This window comes from Rhizobacter sp. (genome assembly GCF_046595475.1).
In the GTDB taxonomy this organism is placed as follows: Bacteria; Pseudomonadota; Gammaproteobacteria; order Burkholderiales; family Burkholderiaceae_C; genus Rhizobacter.
This window is the reverse complement of the sequence record NZ_JBKJOQ010000011.1, coordinates 1-21,303: the sequence shown is the minus strand read 5'-3', so window position 1 is coordinate 21,303 and position 21,303 is coordinate 1. Positions and strand designations below refer to the sequence as shown.

At 64.3% G+C, this 21,303-nt stretch carries 20 protein-coding genes; 9 read left to right on the top strand and 11 right to left on the bottom strand.

The features are described from left to right. Positions 1-40 precede the first annotated feature (40 nt). The 3 genes from AC30QB_RS02570 to AC30QB_RS02560 form a co-directional block, all read right to left on the bottom strand. Positions 41-667 (bottom strand): class I SAM-dependent methyltransferase, encoded by a 627-nt coding sequence (locus AC30QB_RS02570; RefSeq protein WP_489544626.1) that lies wholly within the window; start codon positions 665-667, stop codon positions 41-43. Beyond that, complete coding sequence (locus tag AC30QB_RS02565) at positions 657-1,187, bottom strand: CinA family protein (RefSeq protein WP_489544625.1); 531 nt, start codon at positions 1,185-1,187, stop codon at positions 657-659. The genes AC30QB_RS02570 and AC30QB_RS02565 overlap by 11 nt, the downstream gene beginning before the upstream one ends. A gap of 131 nt (positions 1,188-1,318) precedes the next feature. Next, positions 1,319-1,615: a hypothetical protein gene (locus AC30QB_RS02560; RefSeq protein ID WP_489544624.1), complete on the bottom strand. Its 297-nt coding sequence runs from the start codon at positions 1,613-1,615 to the stop codon at positions 1,319-1,321. Between the two features lie 79 nt (positions 1,616-1,694). Between AC30QB_RS02560 and AC30QB_RS02555 the strand changes: the two genes are divergently transcribed. Together AC30QB_RS02555 and AC30QB_RS02550 are read left to right on the top strand one after the other, a co-directional pair. Further along, positions 1,695-2,399: an NUDIX hydrolase gene (locus AC30QB_RS02555; RefSeq protein WP_489544623.1), complete on the top strand. Its 705-nt coding sequence runs from the start codon at positions 1,695-1,697 to the stop codon at positions 2,397-2,399. A 124-nt stretch (positions 2,400-2,523) separates the two neighbouring features. Continuing rightward, the gene (locus AC30QB_RS02550; RefSeq protein ID WP_489544622.1) at positions 2,524-3,462 is read left to right on the top strand and encodes a hypothetical protein; all 939 of its coding nucleotides are present in this window, start codon (positions 2,524-2,526) and stop codon (positions 3,460-3,462) included. Positions 3,463-3,488: 26 nt separating this feature from the next. Here AC30QB_RS02550 and AC30QB_RS02545 read toward each other — a convergent pair whose 3' ends face one another. Further along, positions 3,489-4,685, bottom strand: coding sequence for a GGDEF domain-containing protein (locus tag AC30QB_RS02545; protein WP_489544621.1), 1,197 nt, complete (start codon positions 4,683-4,685; stop codon positions 3,489-3,491). A 187-nt stretch (positions 4,686-4,872) separates the two neighbouring features. On the opposite strand from AC30QB_RS02545, the gene AC30QB_RS02540 reads away from it, so the two are divergent. The 5 genes from AC30QB_RS02540 to AC30QB_RS02520 all read left to right on the top strand — a co-directional run bounded on the left by AC30QB_RS02540 (position 4,873) and on the right by AC30QB_RS02520 (position 11,139). After that, entirely contained in the window at positions 4,873-6,045 is a 1,173-nt protein-coding gene (locus tag AC30QB_RS02540) for an acetyl-CoA C-acyltransferase (RefSeq protein WP_489544620.1), read from the top strand. Positions 6,046-6,116: 71 nt separating this feature from the next. Beyond that, complete coding sequence (locus tag AC30QB_RS02535; protein WP_489544619.1) at positions 6,117-8,195, top strand: 3-hydroxyacyl-CoA dehydrogenase NAD-binding domain-containing protein; 2,079 nt, start codon at positions 6,117-6,119, stop codon at positions 8,193-8,195. A gap of 50 nt (positions 8,196-8,245) precedes the next feature. After that, positions 8,246-9,427: an acyl-CoA dehydrogenase family protein gene (locus tag AC30QB_RS02530; protein WP_489544618.1), complete on the top strand. Its 1,182-nt coding sequence runs from the start codon at positions 8,246-8,248 to the stop codon at positions 9,425-9,427. A 24-nt stretch (positions 9,428-9,451) separates the two neighbouring features. Then, positions 9,452-10,573 carry an acyl-CoA dehydrogenase family protein gene (locus AC30QB_RS02525; RefSeq protein ID WP_489544617.1) on the top strand — a complete coding sequence of 374 codons (1,122 nt, stop codon included), beginning with the start codon at positions 9,452-9,454 and terminating at the stop codon, positions 10,571-10,573. Between the two features lie 137 nt (positions 10,574-10,710). Next, on the top strand, positions 10,711-11,139 hold the full coding sequence (locus AC30QB_RS02520; protein ID WP_489544616.1) for a BLUF domain-containing protein: 429 nt from the start codon (positions 10,711-10,713) through the stop codon (positions 11,137-11,139). Positions 11,140-11,196: 57 nt separating this feature from the next. Here the strand turns inward: AC30QB_RS02520 and AC30QB_RS02515 are convergent, their stop codons facing one another. The 4 genes from AC30QB_RS02515 to AC30QB_RS02500 form a co-directional block, all read right to left on the bottom strand. Next, positions 11,197-12,090 (bottom strand): peptidylprolyl isomerase, encoded by an 894-nt coding sequence (locus AC30QB_RS02515; protein WP_489544615.1) that lies wholly within the window; start codon positions 12,088-12,090, stop codon positions 11,197-11,199. Between the two features lie 132 nt (positions 12,091-12,222). Beyond that, positions 12,223-12,387, bottom strand: coding sequence for a hypothetical protein (locus tag AC30QB_RS02510; RefSeq protein ID WP_489544614.1), 165 nt, complete (start codon positions 12,385-12,387; stop codon positions 12,223-12,225). Between the two features lie 134 nt (positions 12,388-12,521). Beyond that, positions 12,522-12,704 (bottom strand): hypothetical protein, encoded by a 183-nt coding sequence (locus tag AC30QB_RS02505; protein ID WP_489544613.1) that lies wholly within the window; start codon positions 12,702-12,704, stop codon positions 12,522-12,524. 93 nt (positions 12,705-12,797) lie between these two features. Further along, positions 12,798-14,804, bottom strand: a complete 2,007-nt coding sequence (locus tag AC30QB_RS02500; RefSeq protein WP_489544612.1) for a sulfatase-like hydrolase/transferase — start codon at positions 14,802-14,804, stop codon at positions 12,798-12,800. A gap of 237 nt (positions 14,805-15,041) precedes the next feature. Between AC30QB_RS02500 and AC30QB_RS02495 the strand changes: the two genes are divergently transcribed. Both AC30QB_RS02495 and AC30QB_RS02490 read left to right on the top strand, forming a co-directional pair. Continuing rightward, positions 15,042-15,296: a type II toxin-antitoxin system Phd/YefM family antitoxin gene (locus tag AC30QB_RS02495; RefSeq protein ID WP_489544611.1), complete on the top strand. Its 255-nt coding sequence runs from the start codon at positions 15,042-15,044 to the stop codon at positions 15,294-15,296. Between the two features lie 8 nt (positions 15,297-15,304). Then, positions 15,305-15,709, top strand: a complete 405-nt coding sequence (locus tag AC30QB_RS02490; RefSeq protein ID WP_489544610.1) for a type II toxin-antitoxin system VapC family toxin — start codon at positions 15,305-15,307, stop codon at positions 15,707-15,709. Positions 15,710-15,776: 67 nt separating this feature from the next. Here the strand turns inward: AC30QB_RS02490 and AC30QB_RS02485 are convergent, their stop codons facing one another. The 3 genes from AC30QB_RS02485 to AC30QB_RS02475 all read right to left on the bottom strand — a co-directional run. Next, the gene (locus tag AC30QB_RS02485) at positions 15,777-16,637 is read right to left on the bottom strand and encodes a hypothetical protein (protein ID WP_489544609.1); all 861 of its coding nucleotides are present in this window, start codon (positions 16,635-16,637) and stop codon (positions 15,777-15,779) included. Between the two features lie 430 nt (positions 16,638-17,067). Further along, positions 17,068-18,288, bottom strand: a complete 1,221-nt coding sequence (locus AC30QB_RS02480; protein ID WP_489544608.1) for a HipA domain-containing protein — start codon at positions 18,286-18,288, stop codon at positions 17,068-17,070. Positions 18,289-18,482: 194 nt separating this feature from the next. Beyond that, on the bottom strand, positions 18,483-21,303 hold a 2,821-nt coding region (locus tag AC30QB_RS02475), incomplete at its 5' end, for an excinuclease ABC subunit UvrA (RefSeq protein ID WP_489544607.1).

The following is a 21,303-nucleotide window of genomic DNA, read 5'->3' as shown; positions in this document are numbered from 1 at the left end:
AGAGAGCGGAAGGATGGTGCGAGCGACTCTACTTCAGGCGTCACTCGCAGCCCACCTCGTCGGCCTTGCGCCACACGCTGGCCAGCCACGGCTGCTGCTCCAGTGGCAGCCCGGCGGGGCGGTAGTAGTGCTCCAACTCGTCGAACCCGGCCGCTGTGAGGTAGCGCCGCCACGAGACGAGGTCGTGATAGACCCCATAGCGATCGCCCTGCCAGCCTTCTTGCCCCTGGCCGCGCGGGTTCGAGCTGAACAACACGCCGCGTGGCTTGAGCGTGGAATGCAAGGCAAGCAGCACACCCGGCAGTGCCGCGCTGGGCACATGAAACAACACCGCGTTGGCAAACACGCCGTCAAAGCGGGCGCGGGGCAGATCCAGGGACAACAAGTTTTGCTGCCACACCTCGCAGCCGCTGTGGGCGCGGGCCATGGCCACAAAGCGAGGTGCACCGTCCACGCCGATGGCCGTGTGGCCGAGTTTGGTGAAGGTCTGGAGATCTCGCCCGGGGCCGCAGCCGAGGTCAAGAACGGTCTGCGGCGCCTCGCCCTCCAAGTGGCGCAGCAAGGCAGCGATGTTCTGGCTGACGTCGTGGTCGCGCGTGCCCTGCCAGAAGCTGTCGGCGCTGTCGTTGTAGTGCGCCAGCGTGGCAGTGGTGAGGTCAGCCTTCATGGCTTGTTTCTGCTAGTGGCTCGGCGCCCTGAGCCGCATCGATAGCGCCCTCCAGTAGCTGCAGCGCAGCCATCGCGAAAGCAATCATGTTGCCTGCCCGATCATCTTGGCCGGTGCGCAGCACGCGCTCGCGGTTCACCGGGCCATCGACCGCCAGACACGTGTGGCCGGCCGGGTCGCCATATGGGTTGCCATCGGGCCCGGCAGCGCCCGTTTCGGCCACACCCCAGCTCGCCCGAAACCGTGCCCGCTGGTGCTGCGCCAGCAGTTGCGCATAGGGCGGGCTCGACGAACGCATGCCGCTGGTGTCGTCGGCGGTGAGCGCTGTCAGCAGCCGGAAGGCACGGCGCGTGTACAGCACGGCACCGCCAAAGTAATACGCCGAGGCGCCGGCGCGTGACAGCAAGGCGGCAGAGATCAGCCCGCCCGTGGATGACTCGGCAACAGCGACAGTCTCGCCTCGCGCGACCAGCTTGTCGCCTACACGGCTGCCCAATGCAAAGAGGTCGGTGATGTCCATAAAGGGTCCTGATTGGTGACCAAGCTGAGCTACCCTGCCCCACCAACGTTCGGGCTGAGGTACGTCGCTCATCTGGTAAAGGGTTGCTTGTTTTTCGATTGCACGGCCGTCATTCCCGCTTGCGCACTTGTTCAATCCTGCGAGCCAAAGGCCGTGAGGAATTCTTCAACAAAATGCGGTGATGCAGTCAAGGTCAGCGTGACCGCGTGCCAGCCGCCATCTTCCACCTGCACCTGCAGGTCGTGATCCCAGTCCATGCCCTCGTCTGCCGGGCCATGCGTATGGGGAAAATGCTGCCACGCCCAGCTCAGCACCTGCTGCGCCTCGGCCATCACCGCCGCGTGTTGCTCGGCAGAGGTAGAGGCCAGAGCCTCCAACGTGGTGACGCCTTCTGCGTTGTCGCTGAGATCGAAGGTGAGGTAATGCACAGAGAGGCACAGGGCAAGTCAGCAAGGCCCTCGATCGTATCGGCCGGGGGCCTATATTCACTCAGCTCTGCGGCGAAACATGAACAGCACCCCGACATCCAGCCCGCGCAACCTGCCACGCGACGAGCAGCTCAAAGCGCTGGTTCAGCGCCATCTGCAGGCGTTTGAGCTGCAGAGCGCCGTGGTCAACCCCGGTGCAAGCCCTCTTCACACCGCTGCGGTGGCCATCGCCATCATTGACGAAGGCCATGGCGCAGAGCTGCCGGGCTTTGCGCAGCACGCGGAGTGGAGCACGCAGGCCGCCCTGCTGCTGACCATGCGCTCACTGCAATTGCGCAAGCATGCCGGCCAGTGGGCACTGCCCGGCGGGCGCATCGACACGGGCGAGACCGCCGAGCAGGCGGCGCTGCGCGAGATCAATGAAGAGGTCAACCTGTCTCTCGATGCGAGCGCCATCATGGGCCGGCTCGATGACTACGTGACACGCTCGGGGTTTGTGATCACGCCAGTCGTTTTATGGGCGGGAGCGGCGCGCAGCATCTCACCCAACCCGAATGAAGTGGCCAGCGTTCACCGCATCCCCATTGCCGAGTTCTTGCGCGCAGACGCGCCGATGCTGGAGCACATCGCGCAAAGTGAGCATGCCGTGCTGCGCATGCCCGTCGGCCACGCCTGGATCGCCGCACCCACTGCGGCCCTGCTCTACCAGTTCCGTGAGGTTTGCATCGAGGGCCGACACACGCGCGTGTCGCATTTCGAGCAACCGGTGTTTGCGTGGAAGTAAGGCCAGCCCTGCGGCCTCTAAGATCCGCCCGGATCACTGACGGCACCGCCGCCCGTACCGCTGAACTCAAACCAATCCCTGGCATGCGATGAGCAACCGCCATCGCGCTTCTGGTAAACATCTCATGCAAGACAAGACAACGATGAAATCCCTGCGCAGCCTGCTGATGGCGGCCGCTTGCGCCATGGCCGGGTTGCCGGCCTGGGGCGCGATCGAGCTGCAAGACAGCGTCACCTATTTACAAGGTGCGCAGCCCAGCGACAAAGAGTGTGCATGGGAGGCCAACATGGTGTCCGCCACCCTCGCGAGCGCCAGAGGCGCCATCGTGCGGGGCGACAAACCAGCAATGCCGGCAGACACCCGCCTTTCTTTGGCAGTTGTCAGCCTGGGCCTCATCCACAAGACCAGCAAAAGCGATTACCTGGTGGTCATCAGAGCCAACATCGTTCGCAACGGCAAGCTGCTCGCCAGCCGAGACTTCCAGGGCAACGAGTCTTACAAGAACGAGCGGCCTTCCTGCCCTGCCTTGCTGGAGATAAGCACCTCGTTCGGCCAGAACGTCTCTGACTGGGCCACCAAGACATCGCTCATGCCCTGCGGCGACGACTGCGTGGGCATACACCCCGATGAAGTCATCGTCACCGGCGCCGAAATACCCGCAACCGGCCCCGAATCCCTCAACGACACGGTGCGCGACGAATGCGCCTGGCCTACTGCAATGGTGAAGCGCCTGGTCGCGGCTTTCAACGAAAACGACGAGCCACCCCCGCGCGCCAAGCTGGAGGCTCGCGCCATTGACATCGGCAAGTACCCGGGCCGCCGCCTGTTGCTTCGCGTGAAAGAAGTGCACGCGGTGGGCGGCGGCGGCTTGAGCGGCCCGAAATGGATGAGCCTGACCGGTGAGCTATACGACGGCAAGACCCTGGTCGCCAGCTTCGACTCATACACCTCATCTGGCCGGGGCCTCACCACCTGCAGGTCGGTCGATTCACTGAGCGACAGCACCGCCGAGATGATCGTCAACTGGTTGCGCAGCCCCTCCATGGGTGCACAGCTCAGATAAGAGCCAAGGCGCTAGGCCCCGAAGGCTCACACCGGGATCGGTGCACCCGGCTCACCACCGGCCTCATCGGTGATGGCCTGCACTTGGTTGCGGCCAGCGCGCTTGGCGCGGTAGAGGGCTTGGTCGGCGCGCATCAGCAGGCGCGAGGGCTCCTCTCTCGGGCCCTTCCACTCGGCCACGCCGAAGCTGGCCGACATCCACAGCGGCTCGCCCTCGCGCTGCACCTGCTGCGCAGCGAGGCGCGCGCGCAATGTCTCGGCGGTCTGCGCTGCTTGCGACAAGCCCACCCCCGGCAGCAGCACGATGAACTCCTCACCGCCGAAGCGGCCCACATGGTCGGTCTCACGCACGCAGGACTGCAGCAAGACGGCGGTGTGCTTCAGCGCCTGGTCGCCCGCGGCGTGGCCGTGGCGGTCGTTGATGGCCTTGAAGTGATCAATGTCCAGCATCACCACCGCAAAGGTGAGGCCGGTGCGCATGCTGCGGCTGAGCTGCAGGTCGATGGCCTCTTGCATGGCGCGGCGGTTCAGCAGGCCCGTCAACCCATCGTGCCGCGCGCGCCAGCGCAGCTGCTGGATCAGGCGCGCCACCACCATCGCCATCAGCATGGCGTGCAGCATCGCGATCACGGCCACAACGGCCATCGCCGTGCCCACGTTGAGCGAGCTGTTGGACGCGATCTCGGTGACCAGTGCATCGGGCTTCAGTGCCGTGCGCGCGGCACGCCCGGCCGAATTCAACCCCGCGAGCAACAGCGGCACGGCCAGCAACCAGGGGAAGCGCAGGGCCAGCGTGCCGCGGGCATAGCGATACAAGTCCCATGCAGCCCAGAGGTACAGCGCGGCCATGATCAGGTAGTGCAAAACGGCCTGCTCCTGGCGCCACGCCGGGTCGGCACCTATCCACGACGCGAGTGCCGCCGCCACCAGCATGGCCGCGTGCAAGGTGTAGCGGCGCGGCTGCCCCGTGAAGTGCCAGACCCCGTGCTGCAACAGCATCAACCCGGTGATCGCGAACAGCACGGCGGCCATCGGCAACGAGCTGAGGCTGGTTCCCAGGTACAAAAATGCAGCGGCACTGCAGGCGGAGTAGCCCGCCCAGTGCGCGGCGGCGGTACGGGTCTCGGGTATCCACCATGCGCCCAGGGCCCACATGACCGCAGCCACGGCCTGCACCATCGCCAACATCAAGAACGCGATTTCTGACGGCGTCAGGCTCGACATCCCTCGTCACTCCCCCACCCTGTAATTCGTGGATGGCGGTATAGCACGCGGCAGGCCTTGCTCTTGCCGCCCGCCGCCCGGTGGGCTCGCGGCGCCGCCGGGTGTTCAGTGCGCGACAGCAGTATTTTCGCTTTGCGGCCATGATGGTCTGCGATCTTCATCAACCGTTCTGCAAGAGGCAACACTCATGACATCTTCGAACCGTCAGGCCGTCATCGTTTCCTATGCCCGCACCGGCTTGGCCAAAGCCGGCCGAGGCGGCTTCAACAACACGCCGAGCATGACCATGCTGGGCCACGCCATCAAGCACGCGGTGGCGCGATCCAAGGTTGACCCGGCCGAGGTTGAAGACGTGATCGCCGGTTGCGTGGCCGCCTCGGGCAACGTGGCGCGCTCAGGCGGGCTGCTGGCCGGCCTGCCTGTGACCACGGCAGGCATGACACTCAACCGCGCCTGCTCGTCGGGGCTGAACGCCATCGCGATTGCAGCGCACCACATCGTTGAAGGCGGCGCCAACGTCATGGTCGGCTGTGGCGTTGATTCCATCAGCTACCAAGGTGGCGGGGGTGGTGGCACCGACGCAAGCCTGACCGACACGCACCCCGCGATCTGGATGCCAATGATCGACACCGCCGACATCGTGGCGCAGCGCTACGGTTTGAGCCGCGAGTACCAAGACGAATACTCGCTGCGCTCGCAGCAGCTGATGGCGGCGGCGCAAAAGGCCGGCAAGTTTGCCGACGAAATCATTTCAGTGAAAACCCGCATGAAGCTGGTCGACAAGGTCACCAAGGCCGAGTCGTTCGTTGACGTGACCGTTGACCGCGACGAGTGCAACCGACCCGACACCACGCTGGAAGGCCTGGCCAAGCTGGAGCCGGTGCGCGGCGCGGGCAAGTTCGTCACCGCCGGCAATGCCAGCCAGCTGTCTGATGGTGCGGCGGCCGTGGTGATGATGGAAGCAAAAGAGGCCGAGCGCCGCGGCCTCCAGCCTCTGGGCCTCTTCAAGGGCTGGGCTGTGGCCGGCTGCGAGCCCGACGAGATGGGCATAGGCCCGGTGTACGCCATTCCGCGCCTGCTCGAACGCCACGGCCTGAAGATCGACGACATCGATCTCTGGGAGCTGAACGAAGCCTTTGCCAGCCAGTGCCTGTACTCACGCGACAAGCTGGGCATCAACCCCGACATCTACAACGTCAACGGGGGTTCGATCTCGATCGGCCACCCCTTCGGCATGACCGGCGCACGCCTCACCGGCCACGCCCTGCTCGAAGGCAAACGCCGCGGCGCCAAGCACGTGGTGGTGTCGATGTGCATAGGCGGCGGCATGGGAGGCGCGGGGCTGTTCGAAGTGCTGTAGTCATTGCAGCGGCCACTCACCCCGAGGTATCGAAGGGCCGTGATTTTTAGAAAAAACAGGAGACAAACACCATGACCACATCCAGCAGCGCCGGCACCTTCACCGTCGAAGGCGACATCGGCATCCTCACCATCGACTACCCACCGGTCAATGCCCTGTCGCAAGCCACGCGACAGGGCATCGTCGAAGGCATGCAGGCGGCCAACGCCAACGCGGCCGTCAAGGCAGTGGTGTTCATCTGCGCCGGCCGCACCTTTCTGGCCGGTGCCGACATCACCGAGTTCGGCAAGCCGCCCAAGGCCCCCGGCCTGCGCGAGGTGCAAGACCTGATCGAGAACTGCGCCAAGCCTGTCATCGCGGCCATCCATGGCACCGCCCTGGGCGGCGGGCTGGAAGTGGCCATGTGCTGCCACTACCGCGTGGCCGTGCCCAGCGCCAAGTGCGGCCTGCCCGAAGTGCTGATCGGTGTGCTGCCCGGCGCCGGTGGTACCCAGCGCCTGCCGCGCCTCGTGGGGGTGGAAAAGGGGCTGGACATGATCGTCAACGGCACGCATGTGCCCGCGCCCGAATGCCTGGCGATGGGTCTTGTGGATGAGCTGGTGCCTGAAGGCGAGCTGCGGGCCGGCGCCATTGCGTTTGCCCGCAAGGTCATCGCCGAGAAACGCCCGCTGCGCAAGGTGCGCGACAACGACGACAAGCTGATCGCCGCCCGCGGCAAGCCCGAGATCTTTGCCAATGTGCGCAAGACCAACGCGAAGAAGTTTCGCGGCCTGCCCGCACCCGAGGCCTGCATCCAGTGCGTGCAAGCCGCGGTCAACGGCAGCTTCGACGACGGCCTGGACACCGAGCGCCGCTTGTTCGCCGAGCTGGTCGCGGGCGTGCCCTCGATTGCGCAGCGCTATGCCTTCTTTGCGCAGCGCGAGGCCGCCAAGATCCCTGGCATTCCGCCTGACACACCCATCGTCGAGGTGAAAAAGGTAGGCATCATCGGCGCAGGCACCATGGGCGGGGGCATCGCGATGAACTTCGCCAACGTCGGCATACCGGTCACGCTGGTGGAGACGGCACAAGCCGCGCTCGATCGTGGCCTCGGGGTCGTGCGCCGCAACTACGAAAACTCGGCCAAGCGCGGCCGCTTCACCACCGAAGAGGTGGAGAAACGCATGGCGCTTCTGACCGGCTCGCTCGACATGGAATCATTGGCCGACTGCGACCTGGTGATCGAAGCCGTGTTCGAAAACATGCCGGTCAAGAAAGACATTTTCGGCAAACTCGACCGCATCGTGAAGCAAGGTGCCGTGCTCGCGTCAAACACTTCGGCGCTGAACCTCGACGAGATCGCCACGGCCGCGTCGTCACGGCCCGAAGCCGTGGTCGGCCTGCACTTTTTCTCGCCGGCCAACGTGATGAAGCTGCTGGAAGTGGTGCGAGGCGCGAAGACCTCGAACACCGCGCTGGCCACCGCCATGCAATTGGGCAAGAAGATCGGCAAGGTCGCCGCGTTGTCGGGCGTGTGCCCGGGCTTCATCGGCAACCGCATCCTCGCAGCGCGTGGCGCACAAGCGGCCGCAATGATGATGGAAGGCGCAATGCCCTGGGACATCGACAAAGTGCTCTACGACTTCGGCATGCCGATGGGCCCCTACCAGATGAGCGACCTCGCCGGCCTGGACCTGGGCTGGAGCCGCGAGACCAGCCATGGCCCCACCATCCGCGAGGTGCTCTGCGAGATGGATCGCCGCGGCCAGAAGACCAGCGCAGGCTATTACGACTACGACGAGGCACGCAACGCCAAGCCGAGTGAGGTCACGCGCAAGATCATCCTCGACTTCATGGCGAAGGAAGGCCGTACGGCGCGTGAGGTGAGCGCGCAAGAGATTCTTGAGCGCTGCACCTATGCCATGGTCAATGAGGGCGCCAAGATTCTTGAAGAAGGCATTGCGATACGCGCATCAGACATCGACGTGGTGTGGCTCAACGGCTATGGCTGGCCGGTATACCGCGGGGGCCCGATGTTCTATGCCGACACCGTGGGCCTGGCCACCGTGGTGGCCAAGCTGAAGGACTATGGCGACCGCATGGGCGCCAACTTCACGATCTCGCCACTGCTTGAAAAGCTGGCCGCCGAAGGCAAGAGCTTCGTGCGCTGACAAACCGCTACGTCATACGACTTTCAGTAGAGCCCGAATAGGAGACAAACATGGACCTGAGCTACTCCCCCGAAGAACTCGCTTTCCGCGACGAGGTTCGCGCCTGGCTAGACACCAACCTGCCCGCCGACATCGCCCACAAGATGCAGCAGCACCGTGAGCTGAGCAAGGCCGACATCATGCGTTGGCACAAGATTCTGGCCGCCAAAGGCTGGTCGGTGCCGCACTGGCCCGAAGAATTGGGCGGCACGGGCTGGAACATCACCCAGCGCTACCTTTACCAAGAACAGTTTGGCCTCTCGGGCGCGCCCGGGCTGCCCCCCTTCGGGCCCAGCATGTGCGCCTCGGTGCTCATGCACTTCGGCACGCCAGAGCAGAAAGCGCGCTTCTTGCCACGCATGCGCGACGGGGTCGACTTCTGGGTGCAGGGCTACTCTGAGCCCGGCGCTGGCTCCGACCTGGCGGCGGTAAAAACACGCGCAGAGCGCCGCGGTGACCACTACCTCGTCAACGGCCAGAAAATCTGGACCACGCTGGGCCACTACGGCGACTGGATCTTCTGCCTGGGGCGCACAGATTCCACCTCTGCGCGCCGGCAAGAAGGCATCAGCTTCTTGCTGATCGACATGGCCACACCCGGCATCACGGTGCGCCCGCTGATCCTGATGGACGGCGGCCACGAGGTGAACGAAATCTTCTTCGACGACGTGAAGGTGCCGGTCGAGAACCTCGTCTTCGAAGAAAACAAGGGCTGGACGGTGGCCAAGTACCTGCTGGGTCACGAACGCATGGGCTCGGGCAACGTGGGCGGCAGCAAGCGCTTGCTGGCCGAGCTGAAGCAGATCGCCACGCGCGAGCACAAGAGCGGCAAGCCGATCATTGAAGATCAGCGCTTTCGCGACAAGCTGAGCCGCATCGAGATCGACCTTGATGCGCTGGAGCTCACCTCCATGCGCTTTCTCGACAAGATGCGCCGCAGCGGCCAGCCGCCGGGGGCCGATGTGTCAATCCTGAAGATCCGCGGCACCGAGATCTTGCAGGCGATCACCGAGCTGACCGTGCAGGCCCTGGGGCCCACGGCGCAACCCTTTCGCGCCATCGACGGCGAAGAACTCGACCCCACGCTCACCAGCGTGACACCGCGCTACCTGAACTACCGCAAGGCGAGCATTTACGCCGGCTCCAACGAAGTTCAGCGCAACATCATCGCCAAAGCCACGCTGGGCCTTTGAGCCTGCAGCCCCACGGAGCACGACATGAATTTCGACCTCACAGACGAGCAACAACAACTGGCCGACTCGGTGCGCAAGTACCTAGGCAACGCCTATGGTTTCGAGGCCCGCAAGGCCATTCTTCAATCGGCCACTGGCCTTGGCGCCAATGTGTGGGCCGCCTTCGCCGAGCTTGGCCTGACCGCCATGACATTGCCCGAGGCCGACGGCGGCTTCGGCGGTGGCGCCACCGACTTGATGGCCGTGATGCAGGCCTGTGGTGAAGCGCTGGTGGTCGAGCCGCTGCTCGACAACGTGGGCCTGGCTGGCCGTTTGCTGGCACGCGCTGGCAACGAGGCCCAGCGCGGCGCCTGGCTGCCGGGGCTGGCCGATGGCACGGTGCAGCTCGCCTTCGCGAGCCTGGAGCCGGGGCGCCGCTACGAGCTTGATCCGCACGCCACCACCGTTACCAGCAACACAGACGGCTGGGTCTTGAACGGCGAGAAGAGCATGGTCATCGGCGCGCCTTCAGCCACGCGGCTCATCGTGTCGGCCAGCAACGGCAACGGCGCCAGCCTCTTCCTGGTCGATCCGAAGGCAGCGGGTGTCTCGCTCAAGGCCTACCGCACGGTCGATGGGCTGCGCGCGGCAGACATAAGCTTCAGCCACGTGAAGCTGGGCGCTGACGCGCTGCTCGGCACATTGGGCGAGGCCCTGCCGCTGATAGAAGACGCCACCGACTTCGCCACCGCCTTGCTCTGCGCCGACGCTGTGGGCGCCATGCAGAGCGCCTGCGACGCCACACTTGAGTACCTGAAAACGCGCAAGCAATTCGGTGTGCCCATAGGCTCATTCCAGGCGTTGCAGCACCGCATGGTCGACATGGTGATCGCCACCGAAGAGGCGCGCTCGATGGCCATCCTGGCGGCCGCCAAGATGGACGACGCGACCCTCAGCGCCAGCGAGCGTGCGCGGGCCGTGTCATCTGCCAAGGTGAAGATCGCCGACGCCGCGCAGCGGGTCAGCCAAGAGTCTGTGCAGCTGCACGGCGGCATGGGCATGACCGAAGAGCTGAAGGTGTCGCACACCTTCCGGCGCTTGACCATGGCGACGCAGCGCTTCGGCGATGTGGATCACCATTTGGAAAGGTACGCGGCCTTGGGGTGAGCGCGCTCGGGCTTGCATTGCCAACAAGCACCCAGCCTGCCGAGAAGTGCACATACCGCGGCACTTCACGCTACAGGGTGCGTCGCAACGGCCGATAGCACGCCATATGGTCATCCATTGCAACCCTGGCGGTCCCCATGCCCGTTGTTCAAGTCTTCTACATCAGCCGCTGCGCCCCAGCGGTGACGCCCACTGACGTTAGACGCATCGTAGGCAGCTCACAGCTGCGCAACCGCAGGCGCCAGTTGACGGGCCTGCTCGCCTACAGCGGCCGCCATTTTGCGCAGGTGGTGGAAGGCAGCGCCACCGAGGTCGATGAGCTGCTGCGCAGCATCGCCGCCGACTCGCGGCATACCGAGATGAAGGTGCTGCAGCGACTGGAAGGCGTGCCGCGCCAGTTTGAAAACTGGTCTATGCACCTGCTGGACAGCATGTCGCGCGCGGACCAGATCGAAGGCCTGTTCGAAACCGAGGCAGGGCCCTTTCCCAAGGGCGCTGCGGTTGAACTGCTACTCGCCATTGCGGCCGATGCCGAGTACCAAAGGTCGGACGACATGATGCCCTGATGGCACGCGGCGCTCAGCGCCGCAGGCGGCTCTCAACGTAGAGAGCCCTCGTGCCTCTTACTTCGCAGCAGATGCTGCAGATGCAGCGGCAGAAGCCGCAGGTGCGGCAACAGCTGGCGCGGCGGCGAGCTCTATCTTGGCCGCGGCCTTCAACGCATCAATCTGCTTCTTCACGTTTTGCTGCAGCAGCTGCTGGCTCATCTGCGCCTTGACAGCTTCCAGAGGGGGGGCTTCGGTCGCGCGCTTGTCTTCCAGCAGGATCACGTGGTAGCCAAACTGCGTCTTCACCGGTTCTTCGGTGAACTTGCCCTTCTCCAGCTTGCTCAGCGCAGCGCCAAACTCGGGCACCATTCTTTGCGCGTCAAACCAGCCCAGGTCGCCGCCGCTGGCCTTGGAGCCAGCGTCTTTGGTCTTCTCTTTTGCCAGCTTCTCAAACGCAGCCGGCGTCTTCTTGAGCGTGGCGATGATGGCCTTGGCATCGGCTTCTTTCTCGACCAAGATGTGCCGCGCCTTGTACTCGGTACCAGCCGTCGTTGCCTTCATGCGCTCGTACTCGGCCTTCAGCATGTCGTCGGTGATCGGGTTCTTCTTCACATAGTCTTCGATATAGGCGTTGGCCAGCGCCGACTGCCTGATCGTGGTCATCTGCTCCACAAACTCGGGCGACTTGTCCAGGCCTTGCTTGGCAGCCTCTTGTGCCACCACCGTTTGCAGCACGAGGCTGTCGACCAAGGCCTTGCGCGCCTCGGGCGACACCGGCTGGCCACCGCTGCGCTGCTTGATGACCATGTCGACTGCCCCTTGCGAGATGACGGTGCCGTTGACGGTTGCCTCGGCCGGGGTGCTGGCGCCGGCAGCCGCCGGCTTGTCTTCTTTGCCCCCATTGCAAGCACTGAGTGCCAACAGGGAAACGGCGCTGGCCAGAAGGAGGCCGGATTTGAGGGTTCGCATGGAGAGGTACTCGGTCGGGTTGAAAAACCCTGGAGTATCGCAACTGCCGAGCAGCCCCTGCCCAGCCTCCCCGCGCGGCACCTTCATCTGATCATTCCGCTGAAAGGCCTGCAGCAGCGCGCGGCCCTCTGATCAAGCGTCCGGTGCGGCGGGCACGGTGGTCGCACGGCGGTGCGTCGGGGGCCTCGGTACTTTTTGGGCCACTATCGCCGGCCCTTTGCTGGCGCGGTAATGGTCGTAGGCCTTTTTGGCGAGGCCCGAGGTGATGGCAAAGACGATCAGCTTGCGCAGCAGCATGGGAGGCTCCTGGTTGATTGCGGGAAGCCAAAAAATATCAACGGAGCAGGCTGACCGGAATAGGGAGTTGGCGCGAGCAGGGGTAGGCGCATGCCTACGGGGTTTGAGAGCCCCTGTTGAGCACCGCAGCGCCTCTACTCCAGCAGATCGGCGTCGAACTCCATCAGCACGCTGGCCAGCTCCAGGCTGCGCCACAGCGCCGGTGGCATCTCCAGGATGGCCTCAGGCGTGCGAGCTTGCGACACCCAGGCGCTGATCTCGGCATGCTGGTGGGTGGAGAGCAGCTTCAGCTTCAACATTTCATCGAGTGTTTGCATGGCGCCATTCAACACGCATTCCCCATGCCAGGGTGCCGTATGGGCATGGTTCTTGAAGGCAACCACGCCAACGGCGGCACACTGAATCTTGACTCAGGGGAGCGTGAACGCCGTGAGGTCTGCCCAAAGGTAGGAGAGATAGGCCTCTCGACCCTTGGGCATGCGGCACGCCTCCAACAAGCCGACGCACTGCCTTCTTGCCCATATGTTGGCGGCCAACCAATCGTCGATGGGCGCGCCGGCGGCTTGCGCGAGCAGGCCGGGCAGGAAGACGAGATCCAAGGCACGCGGCGTCTCTGGCCGCACCTCTGGCCGCACCTCTGGCCGCACCTCTGCCGGCGCCCGTTCGGGCCGGTTGCTCGACACCTCGTACCAGGTCTGGTACCGGGCTGGCACCGTGCCGGTCTGCGTCGGCAGCGACCGCATGCGTTCTCTCAGGCTGATCGCGTTGGCGAACGGGGGTTGGTGATCGCCGAACCACGCGAGCACCGCGGGCCTTGGCGTCCCGAGAACTGCCGCGCGGGTGAGTTTCAGTTCGCGCTCGAACTCCCGGCTGCGCCACAGGTAGTCGGCGACGCTGCGGGCTTCGTCTGCGGCAGTGAACGCCCTGGACACTTCGGCGACGAGTTCGGCCGGTACCCGTTCCATCCTCACGCCATGCTCTGCATGGTTGAAGATGGTGAGAGCAAACAGAAATATCGGCTGATCGCGCTTGCGCTCGAGCGCCAGAACGCGTCGCGCGGCTTCATGCACCAGCCCATCGGGAGTGCCCCAGTCCTCAGGCAGGCCCAGTTGCGAAGCGTCGAGAAATTCGTCGAAGCCGTATCCGGCATACGCGTTGCGGCCATTCATCATGTCGCCACGTGTCGGGTACAAAGCGACCGTGCGGTAGCCGGCTGCCTTCAGCGACCGCACGAAGGAACGGTTGACGTGAGGCGCAATGCTGAACGGCGCGAACTCGCCCGCCGGGCCGAACACGTCGTGCGGAACACCAGTCGCGAACGCGAACTCAGACGACCAAGTGCCGCCGCCGAAGACGTGCACTTGCAGCGGCCCGTGCGCGACCGTGCGGGTGCTGGCGCCGAATGCATCCAGTTTGCAAAGCGTGGCGGGGCAGCCTGCAAGGGTCGCTGGGTTGAATTGACTCTCCTGGAGAAAAACGACGATGTCGGCGGGCCCGGTTTTGCCCCCGGCGGAAACAAGCTTCAGGCTGTCTTGCCGGAAGGCCGTGGTGTCGGTGTATTCAACGTCCCAGCGAGGTTCCAGAGACGCCGTTGCAAAGAAGGCAACAGCCGGCCGTTGGAGCAGGCCCTCAACGACAAACCATGCACCTGAGGTGCTCAGCCTGGCCACCTCTTTCGCAAAGAGGCCTCCGCTGTGCGCGACGAGAAGCGCGGCCAGCGCCGCGGCCGTGACCGGCGCCGGCCAGCCCACGCGGCGGCCCGGTGGGTTCCATCGCCAGGCCAGGATGCAGCCCCCGATCGCAAGGCCTACGGCCGCCGCCGCGTACCAGACAAGCGTCGGCTGGGTCGCCAGCACGCCAACGTTGTCTGCGAACTGCCGAAAGAAAAACCGAAGGTCTTGCCACGTCAGCGGCGTGCCAGCGAACTGCTGCTTGAGGCGGATGCCTGCGAGCAGCAGCGCGGCCGCCATGCTGCCTGCCACGGCAGCGAAGCGCGGCCGCATGGTGAGGAGGTACACCACCAGGCACGCCACCAACAAGGCGTGCGAGCCGACTTCGGCATCGACCCAGCGACCGAAGAGCGGCGGGAGGGCCAGGGCGATGGCGTCACCCAGCCGCCGCCGGCCGATGTAGGCCACCAACGCACCCGCCGCGGAAAGCCCGAGCGGGGCGTCCAGGAATGGCCATGCGTGAGGCGCGAGGAAGAAGGCACCGCAGATCAGCAGCAGCAGCGCGCAGAGGGCCAGTTGCGTGGGCAGGCGGCTTGGCGCGATGGCTTCCAGCTTCGCGATCAGCGACCGGCAGGGGCCCCGCCTTCGGGTGTCCGGCGACTGCTGGCCGTTCCTTCGGGCCGCTGCCGGGGGAGCGTTGCGCTTGCGCGCCGCGGCGAGAAACCGGGCGATGATTTTGCGATGCATGGAAGGGAGTCGGTGGTCGCGGATCAACTGCACGGCAGTTTCGCACGCGACCCCCATGCCGTCAGGCGATCAGACCGCACGCAGAAGGAGGCTTGGGGCTCGATTGGCCGTACTCGTCACCAGTGCCTACCGCAGCCCGGGATCTGCCCACAGCGCGGCCAACCATGCGCGGCGCCCTTGCACCTGAAGACGCTCCTCATTAAACTAGTCATTCAACTAGTCATTTGAGGTGCGAACATGAACTACTGGCCAGTACAGGATGCAAAGGCGCGCTTCAGCGAACTGCTCGACGCTTGTGTGAGCGAAGGGCCGCAGGTGGTGACCCGGCGCGGCACGGAGACTGCCGTTCTCGTGCCCATCGCAGAGTGGAACCGCGTGCGTGAGTCTGCGCGGCCGACGCTCAAGGCCTTGCTGTTATCAGATGCCGGCCGCACGGGCCTGGAGCTGCCGCCTCGCGGGCGGGCCCGGCGGCGCGCACCAGCAGGTCTTTGAGGGCAGCCATGTACCTTCTTGACACCAACATCGTCTCGGAGCTTCGCAAGCCGCGCCCGCATGGCGGCGTGCTCGCCTGGCTGCAAAGCGTGCCCGACGCCGACCTTCGCTTGTCTGCGGTGACGCTGGGCGAGATACAAGCAGGCATCGAGTTGACGCGCGAACAAGACGCCACCAAAGCCGCAGAGATCGAGGCCTGGGCCGATCAGGTCGAAGCGACCTACGGCGTGCTGCCCATGGACGCAGCCGTCTTTCGTGTGTGGGCCAAGCTCATGCACAAGCAGACCGACACGGTTTACGAAGACGCCATGATCGCGGCGACGGCTCGGGTGCACCACCTCACGGTGGTGACGCGCAATGTGCGGGACTTCAAGCGGTTCAAGGTGCCGGTGATCAATCCGTTTGTGAGTTGACTGAAGCGACGACACTTCCAGGCAAAAGGCAAGACCCGACCAGACCCGACCCCGACTTGCGAGTGCATTAATTCGGGTTCGTGTAGCGCTCGAACCGCTCAGGAGTTGAATCCAGCCAAGCGAGATAGCCTGAACTGTCCTCACTGCAGTTCAGCTTAGAAACGTATCCAGCACCAGAGTCGACCCGACCTTGTTCGACCCGGATCGCCCGAGAACCACTCGGGTCGTAGAAGGTTCCCCTTATCTCTACGGTTTCTTCATTTAGGAAATGCACCCAGAGCAAATTGGAACCATCTTTGCCCTTCACCATCAGCAAGGAGTTGTCTCGCTTGCGAACAGGGCTATGTTGCGCATCAATTGAGTAGTTATTGCCCTTGTCAAGCCGTGCAACGAGAACCCCCCGCTCGTTGTAGATGTTCGCGTAGACATCAAGGAAGCCCTTCGGCCCCCAGTCTGCCTCCAAGACCATGCGAATGGGAGCAACGCGCCTGAAAGGCTCATATCCGACGCCATTCTCGTTTTCAAAGAAGCCAGACATCGGCGGACGGACGTCAGAATCGGCGACAGGTGGACCTGCGGCCCGAGCAACAAGAGCGAACCCTAAGAGCTTCACTCGCCCCGGTTTAGTTAGAAGCCAAATATTGCTTCCGAAGATGACACGCAAGGTTCGCGCAGGAGAAGGGGAGCGCCTAGAGGCACATTGCTGCGCGCTCTCAGGCGTCGGAAGACCCGCATGATTCAAGTTGCCTGTACGGTCTTGCGTCTCTTGGGCGGGAATCAGGCTCTTAACCCACGGTGGCATCCAAGGAAGAAGTACCAAGTAGGCAAGGAGGATCGATCCAAAAACGAAGACGGTCCATACGCTGCCCTTCAGCCAGGCGATGCCTTTTGCAGCAGAGCGCAGGCGGTCAACGATCTGTCTTGTCATTGCGGCTCCAATAATCTTGCGACTCAAAATCGCTGCTTGAGGTCTCCGGTCATTGCACCCTCACGAAGCACCCACGCGAAGGTAACGTCAGGTCTTGTCTATTGCTTTCAGTCTGCTTGTCAGCAACGACTCTAGTCGCCCTCCAACGCCAAACACCTTGCTGCAACCGCAGTGGCCATCGCCCGGCCTCGCACGGCGCCTCATCCAATGAATTGCAAACGCATTGGAGTCAAAACCCACTGGGGTCAGGCTTGCCTTTGCCTGCACCACGCATCCTTGATTGCCATCGCACTAGGGATCTCGCGCAGTCGGATCGAATGGGAAACCGCAGGCTCAATGTGCGCTTGAGTCTCGGTGCGGCCCAAGGGGTGTTGCCTTTTGCCTGCACCACCACGCATCCTAGATTGCCATCGCAGCTCGCCCAGCCTGATCACATCGACAAGAGAGGCACAGCAAACGCCTTGGCGACATTCAGATTATGCGCAGCCAATCGCCTGATCTCGGGTGACACCGGGGCACTGAGTTTTTCCGTCTGTACAGACCGCCAGAAGCGCTCAGCAGCCAGGGCGGCTCGTTCCCAGACTTCTGGCTGCGGGCCGATGGTGCCGATCTTCGGTTCAATGGGCGTGAGGTCAGGGTCCACCCCGCCGCCGATGGACGCGTAGCGCATGGGCAGGATGTCGTAGGCCGGCGCGATGCCCTGGTACTCACCGTTCTCGTCGATCAGCAGCGAGATGTTTTCGAAGTGCCGGTCGGTGTTGCCGATGAGTTCGCTGAAGGCCGCCATGGTGTCGACGTGCCTGGCGTCTTCAGGCGTCAGGTACTTCGCCTGCTCGCAACGCGCCGCGAACTCCGACCATGAGTCGCGCATTCCGAAGAACTCATCGTCGACCGAGCCGGCCGAGAGCATGCCCACCCGACCGGTCAGCCCTACCCGGTCGAAGCGCACAACTTCCAGAAAAACAAAGTCGCCAGCCACCAGCAACTGCGTCTGCGCCGAGGGCACACCCACCTCTTGCAACGCACGCAGGGCCAGGTGCTCTAGCGGCAGCAGCGCCGCCATCCGGCTGCCACGCTTGGCGAACTTCACAATGACATGGCCCGTGTCTTCGGTCAGGCCCAAGAACTTGGGCTGCTCGCCGCCCGCGCTCGATCCATACGCCGCAGCCTTGAGCGCCGACGCCATGGCCACGTAGTGCGCGAGTTTCTCGGCAAGAGGAATCGGCGCCGCAGCGCGAAGCTCCATCTCCTTGTGCAGCGAGACATCGCCGAACACCAGATTGCCCGGCAGGTTCAAGCCCTGCGTGAAGAGATAGGCGACCCGGTGCTCGTCACCCCAGTCCTTGAGGCTGACGGGGAAGGGCTGCGACTGAGCCGCCGCTTGCGCCAGCTGCCGCCCCAGAAAGCCGGAGGGCGCAGCAAAGGCCATGTAGGGCGGCAAACCTTCGTAGAGCGTAGTGACCTTGCCCACCCGTTCCAGCGTGGCGCCGCCGGCCAGGAACTCGACGTCTGCGAACGGCCGGATATGGCCCTGGCCGAGATAGCGGTGGATGTGTTGCCGCGGATGCAGGCCCATCGGCAGCTGCCGCAGCAGCGCGTACAGCGGCGTTCGTTGCCCTGTGACCCTGAAACTGGTCACGGTTTTCGACATGGCCTGAATAGTTCGTGACAGCGTGGGTTGGCTGATCCCGAGTGCAGCGGTCAACTGCGAAGCCGCCTTCGGCCCAGCTGATAGCGCAAGCTCTATCGCACGGCCCAAGCCATCGCGAGTGAAGGGGGATTGACGGTCCACAAGAATTCCATGTGAATAATTCGATGAATTTTACATGGATAGCTATTGGTTCGTCAGGCCCTGGTCAAAACCGGCCTCAACGCCGCCCCCGTGTGGCTCGCTTTCACCTTCACCAGTGAGTTCGGATCAGTGGCCGCCACAACCTTCCCCCCAGCCGCCCCGCCCTCCGGCCCCATGTCGATCACCCAATCGGCCTCGGCGATCACATCGAGGTCGTGCTCGATCACCACCACGCTGTGCCCGCCGTCCACCAGGCGGTGCAGCACGCGAATGAGCTTCTCGACGTCGGCCATGTGCAGGCCCACCGTGGGTTCATCGAGCACATACAAAGTGTGCGGCGCCTTGTTGCCGCGACGGCCCACGTCGTCGCGCACCTTGGTCAGCTCGGTGACGAGCTTGATACGTTGCGCTTCGCCGCCGCTCAGCGTGGGTGACGGCTGGCCGAGCGTGAGGTAGCCCAGGCCCACGTCTTTCATCAACTGCAACGGGTGCGCAATGTGCGGCATGCTGGCAAAGAACTCCACCGCTTCGTCGATCTCCATTTGCAGCACGTCGCCAATGCTCTTGCCACGCCACGTGACCGCCAGCGTCTCGGCGTTAAAACGCTGGCCGTGGCACACATCGCACAGCAGCTTCACGTCGGGCAGGAAGCTCATCTCGATGGTGCGCATGCCCTGCCCTTCGCAGCCCGCACAACGGCCCTCGCCGGTGTTGAAGCTGAAGCGGTTGGGCGCGTAGCCGCGCGCTCTTGACTCCAGCGTCTCGGCAAAGAGCTTGCGGATCACGTCCCAGAAACCGATGTAGGTGGCGGGGCACGAGCGCGGTGTCTTGCCGATGGGCGTCTGGTCAACTTCGAGCACCCGGTCAATGAAACCCCAGCCTTCGATGCTGTCGCAGCCCTGCCACTTGGGCTTGCCGCCCTTGCTGTTGATGAACAGCAGGTTGGCCAGCAACACGTCGCGTGCAAGCGTGCTCTTGCCGCTGCCGCTGACACCCGTGACTGCCACCAGCCGGCGCAGTGGCACGTCGACCGTCACCTGCTGCAGGTTGTGGAGCGAAGCGCATCTGATCGTCAGCGGGCCCTTTTTTTCGCGGTCTTTGGTGAACACCTCGTCAGAGATCACACGCCGCGCTTGCAGCGGGTGCTTGAGCGGGTGCGCGAGGAAACGGCCGGTCACCGACTCGGCCTGCGCCGACACCTCGGCCACCGTGCCTTGCGCCACCAGGCGGCCGCCACGTTTGCCGGCGCTGGGGCCGATGTCGATGATGTGGTCGGCACGGCGAATGGTGTCTTCGTCGTGCTCCACCACCACCAGCGTGTTGCCCTTGTCGCTCAAGCCTTGCAGCGCGTTGAGCAGTACCTTGTTGTCGCGCGGGTGCAGGCCGATGGTGGGCTCGTCGAGCACGTAGCACACACCTTGCAGGTTGCTGCCGAGTTGTGCGGCCAGTCGGATGCGTTGCGCCTCGCCACCGCTGAGCGTGGGCGCGGCGCGGTCGAGCGTGAGGTAACCCAGGCCCACTTCTTCCAGGAACTCCAGGCGGTTGCGGATCTCAACGATCACGTCGCGCGCGATCTCGGCATCGCGGCCCTTGAGCTTCAAGGCTTCGATCCAGATGCGGCAATCGGCCACCGACCACTGTGCGATGGCCGAGATGGCGTGGTCTTCGAAGGTGACGGCGCGTGAGGCCTTGTTCAGGCGGGTGCCGCTGCAAGCGGGGCACGGCTCGTCGACCACACCTTCGACCTCCCTCTCTTCAGACGGGAAGCTCTGCTCGCGGCCTTTGGTGTCGTCATCGCGAATGGAATCGTCATACGCCTTGCGTTGCTCGCGGGTGAGCGCGAGGCCGGTGCCCACGCACAGGGTGCACCAGCCGTGCTTGCTGTTGTAGCTGAACATGCGCGGGTCAAGCTCGGCGTAGCTGTCACCGCAGGTGGGGCAGGCGCGCTTGGTCGAAAACACCTTCACCGTGCCCAGCTTGCGTGTGGGCGTGCCGGCGATCATGGCGCCCTTCAGGCCGGTGAGTGGCGCCAGCAGGTGCATCACGCCCTTGCCCACGTCGAGCGCCTTGGCCAGCAGGTTGCGCAGGCCAGCTTCGTTGTCGGCGCTGACCACGATGTCGCCCACCGGCAGCTCCAGCGTGTGCTCCTTAAAACGGTCGAGCCGCGGCCACGGGTCGACGGGCAAGAAGTCACCATCAACACGCAGGTGCGTGTGGCCGCGTGCCTTGGCCCACTTGGCGAGGTCGGTGTACACACCCTTGCGGTTGACCACCAACGGCGCGAGCAGGCCCACGTGTTCGCCCTTGTGGTCGCGCAACAATTGAGCCGCAATGCTCTCGGCGCTTTGGGGTTTGACGGGCGAGCCGTCTTTCACGCAATGTTGCAGGCCGAGCTTCACGTAGAGCAGGCGCAGGAAGTGCCACACCTCGGTGGTGGTGGCCACCGTGCTCTTGCGGCCACCGCGGCTCAAGCGCTGCTCGATGGCGACAGTGGGCGGGATGCCATACACCGCATCCACCTCGGGCCGGCCTGCGGGTTGCACGATGCTGCGGGCATAGGCGTTGAGCGATTCGAGGTAACGGCGCTGGCCTTCGTTGAACAAGATGTCGAAGGCGAGCGTGCTCTTGCCCGAGCCGCTCACGCCGGTGATCACACTGAACTTGCCGCGCGGGATGTTCACGTCCATCGACTTCAGGTTGTGCTCGCGGGCGTTGACGATGCGGATCGACTCGTCGGCCAATGCGCGCTCTCGCACCGGCCTGAGCGCGTACTGCAGCGGCACGCCTTCTTCCACCGCATGACCGTCGAAGCCCAGCGCGTGGTCGTAGTCGCGCAGCGCCCTGGCGGTGTGCGAGCTCGGATGGCGCTTCACC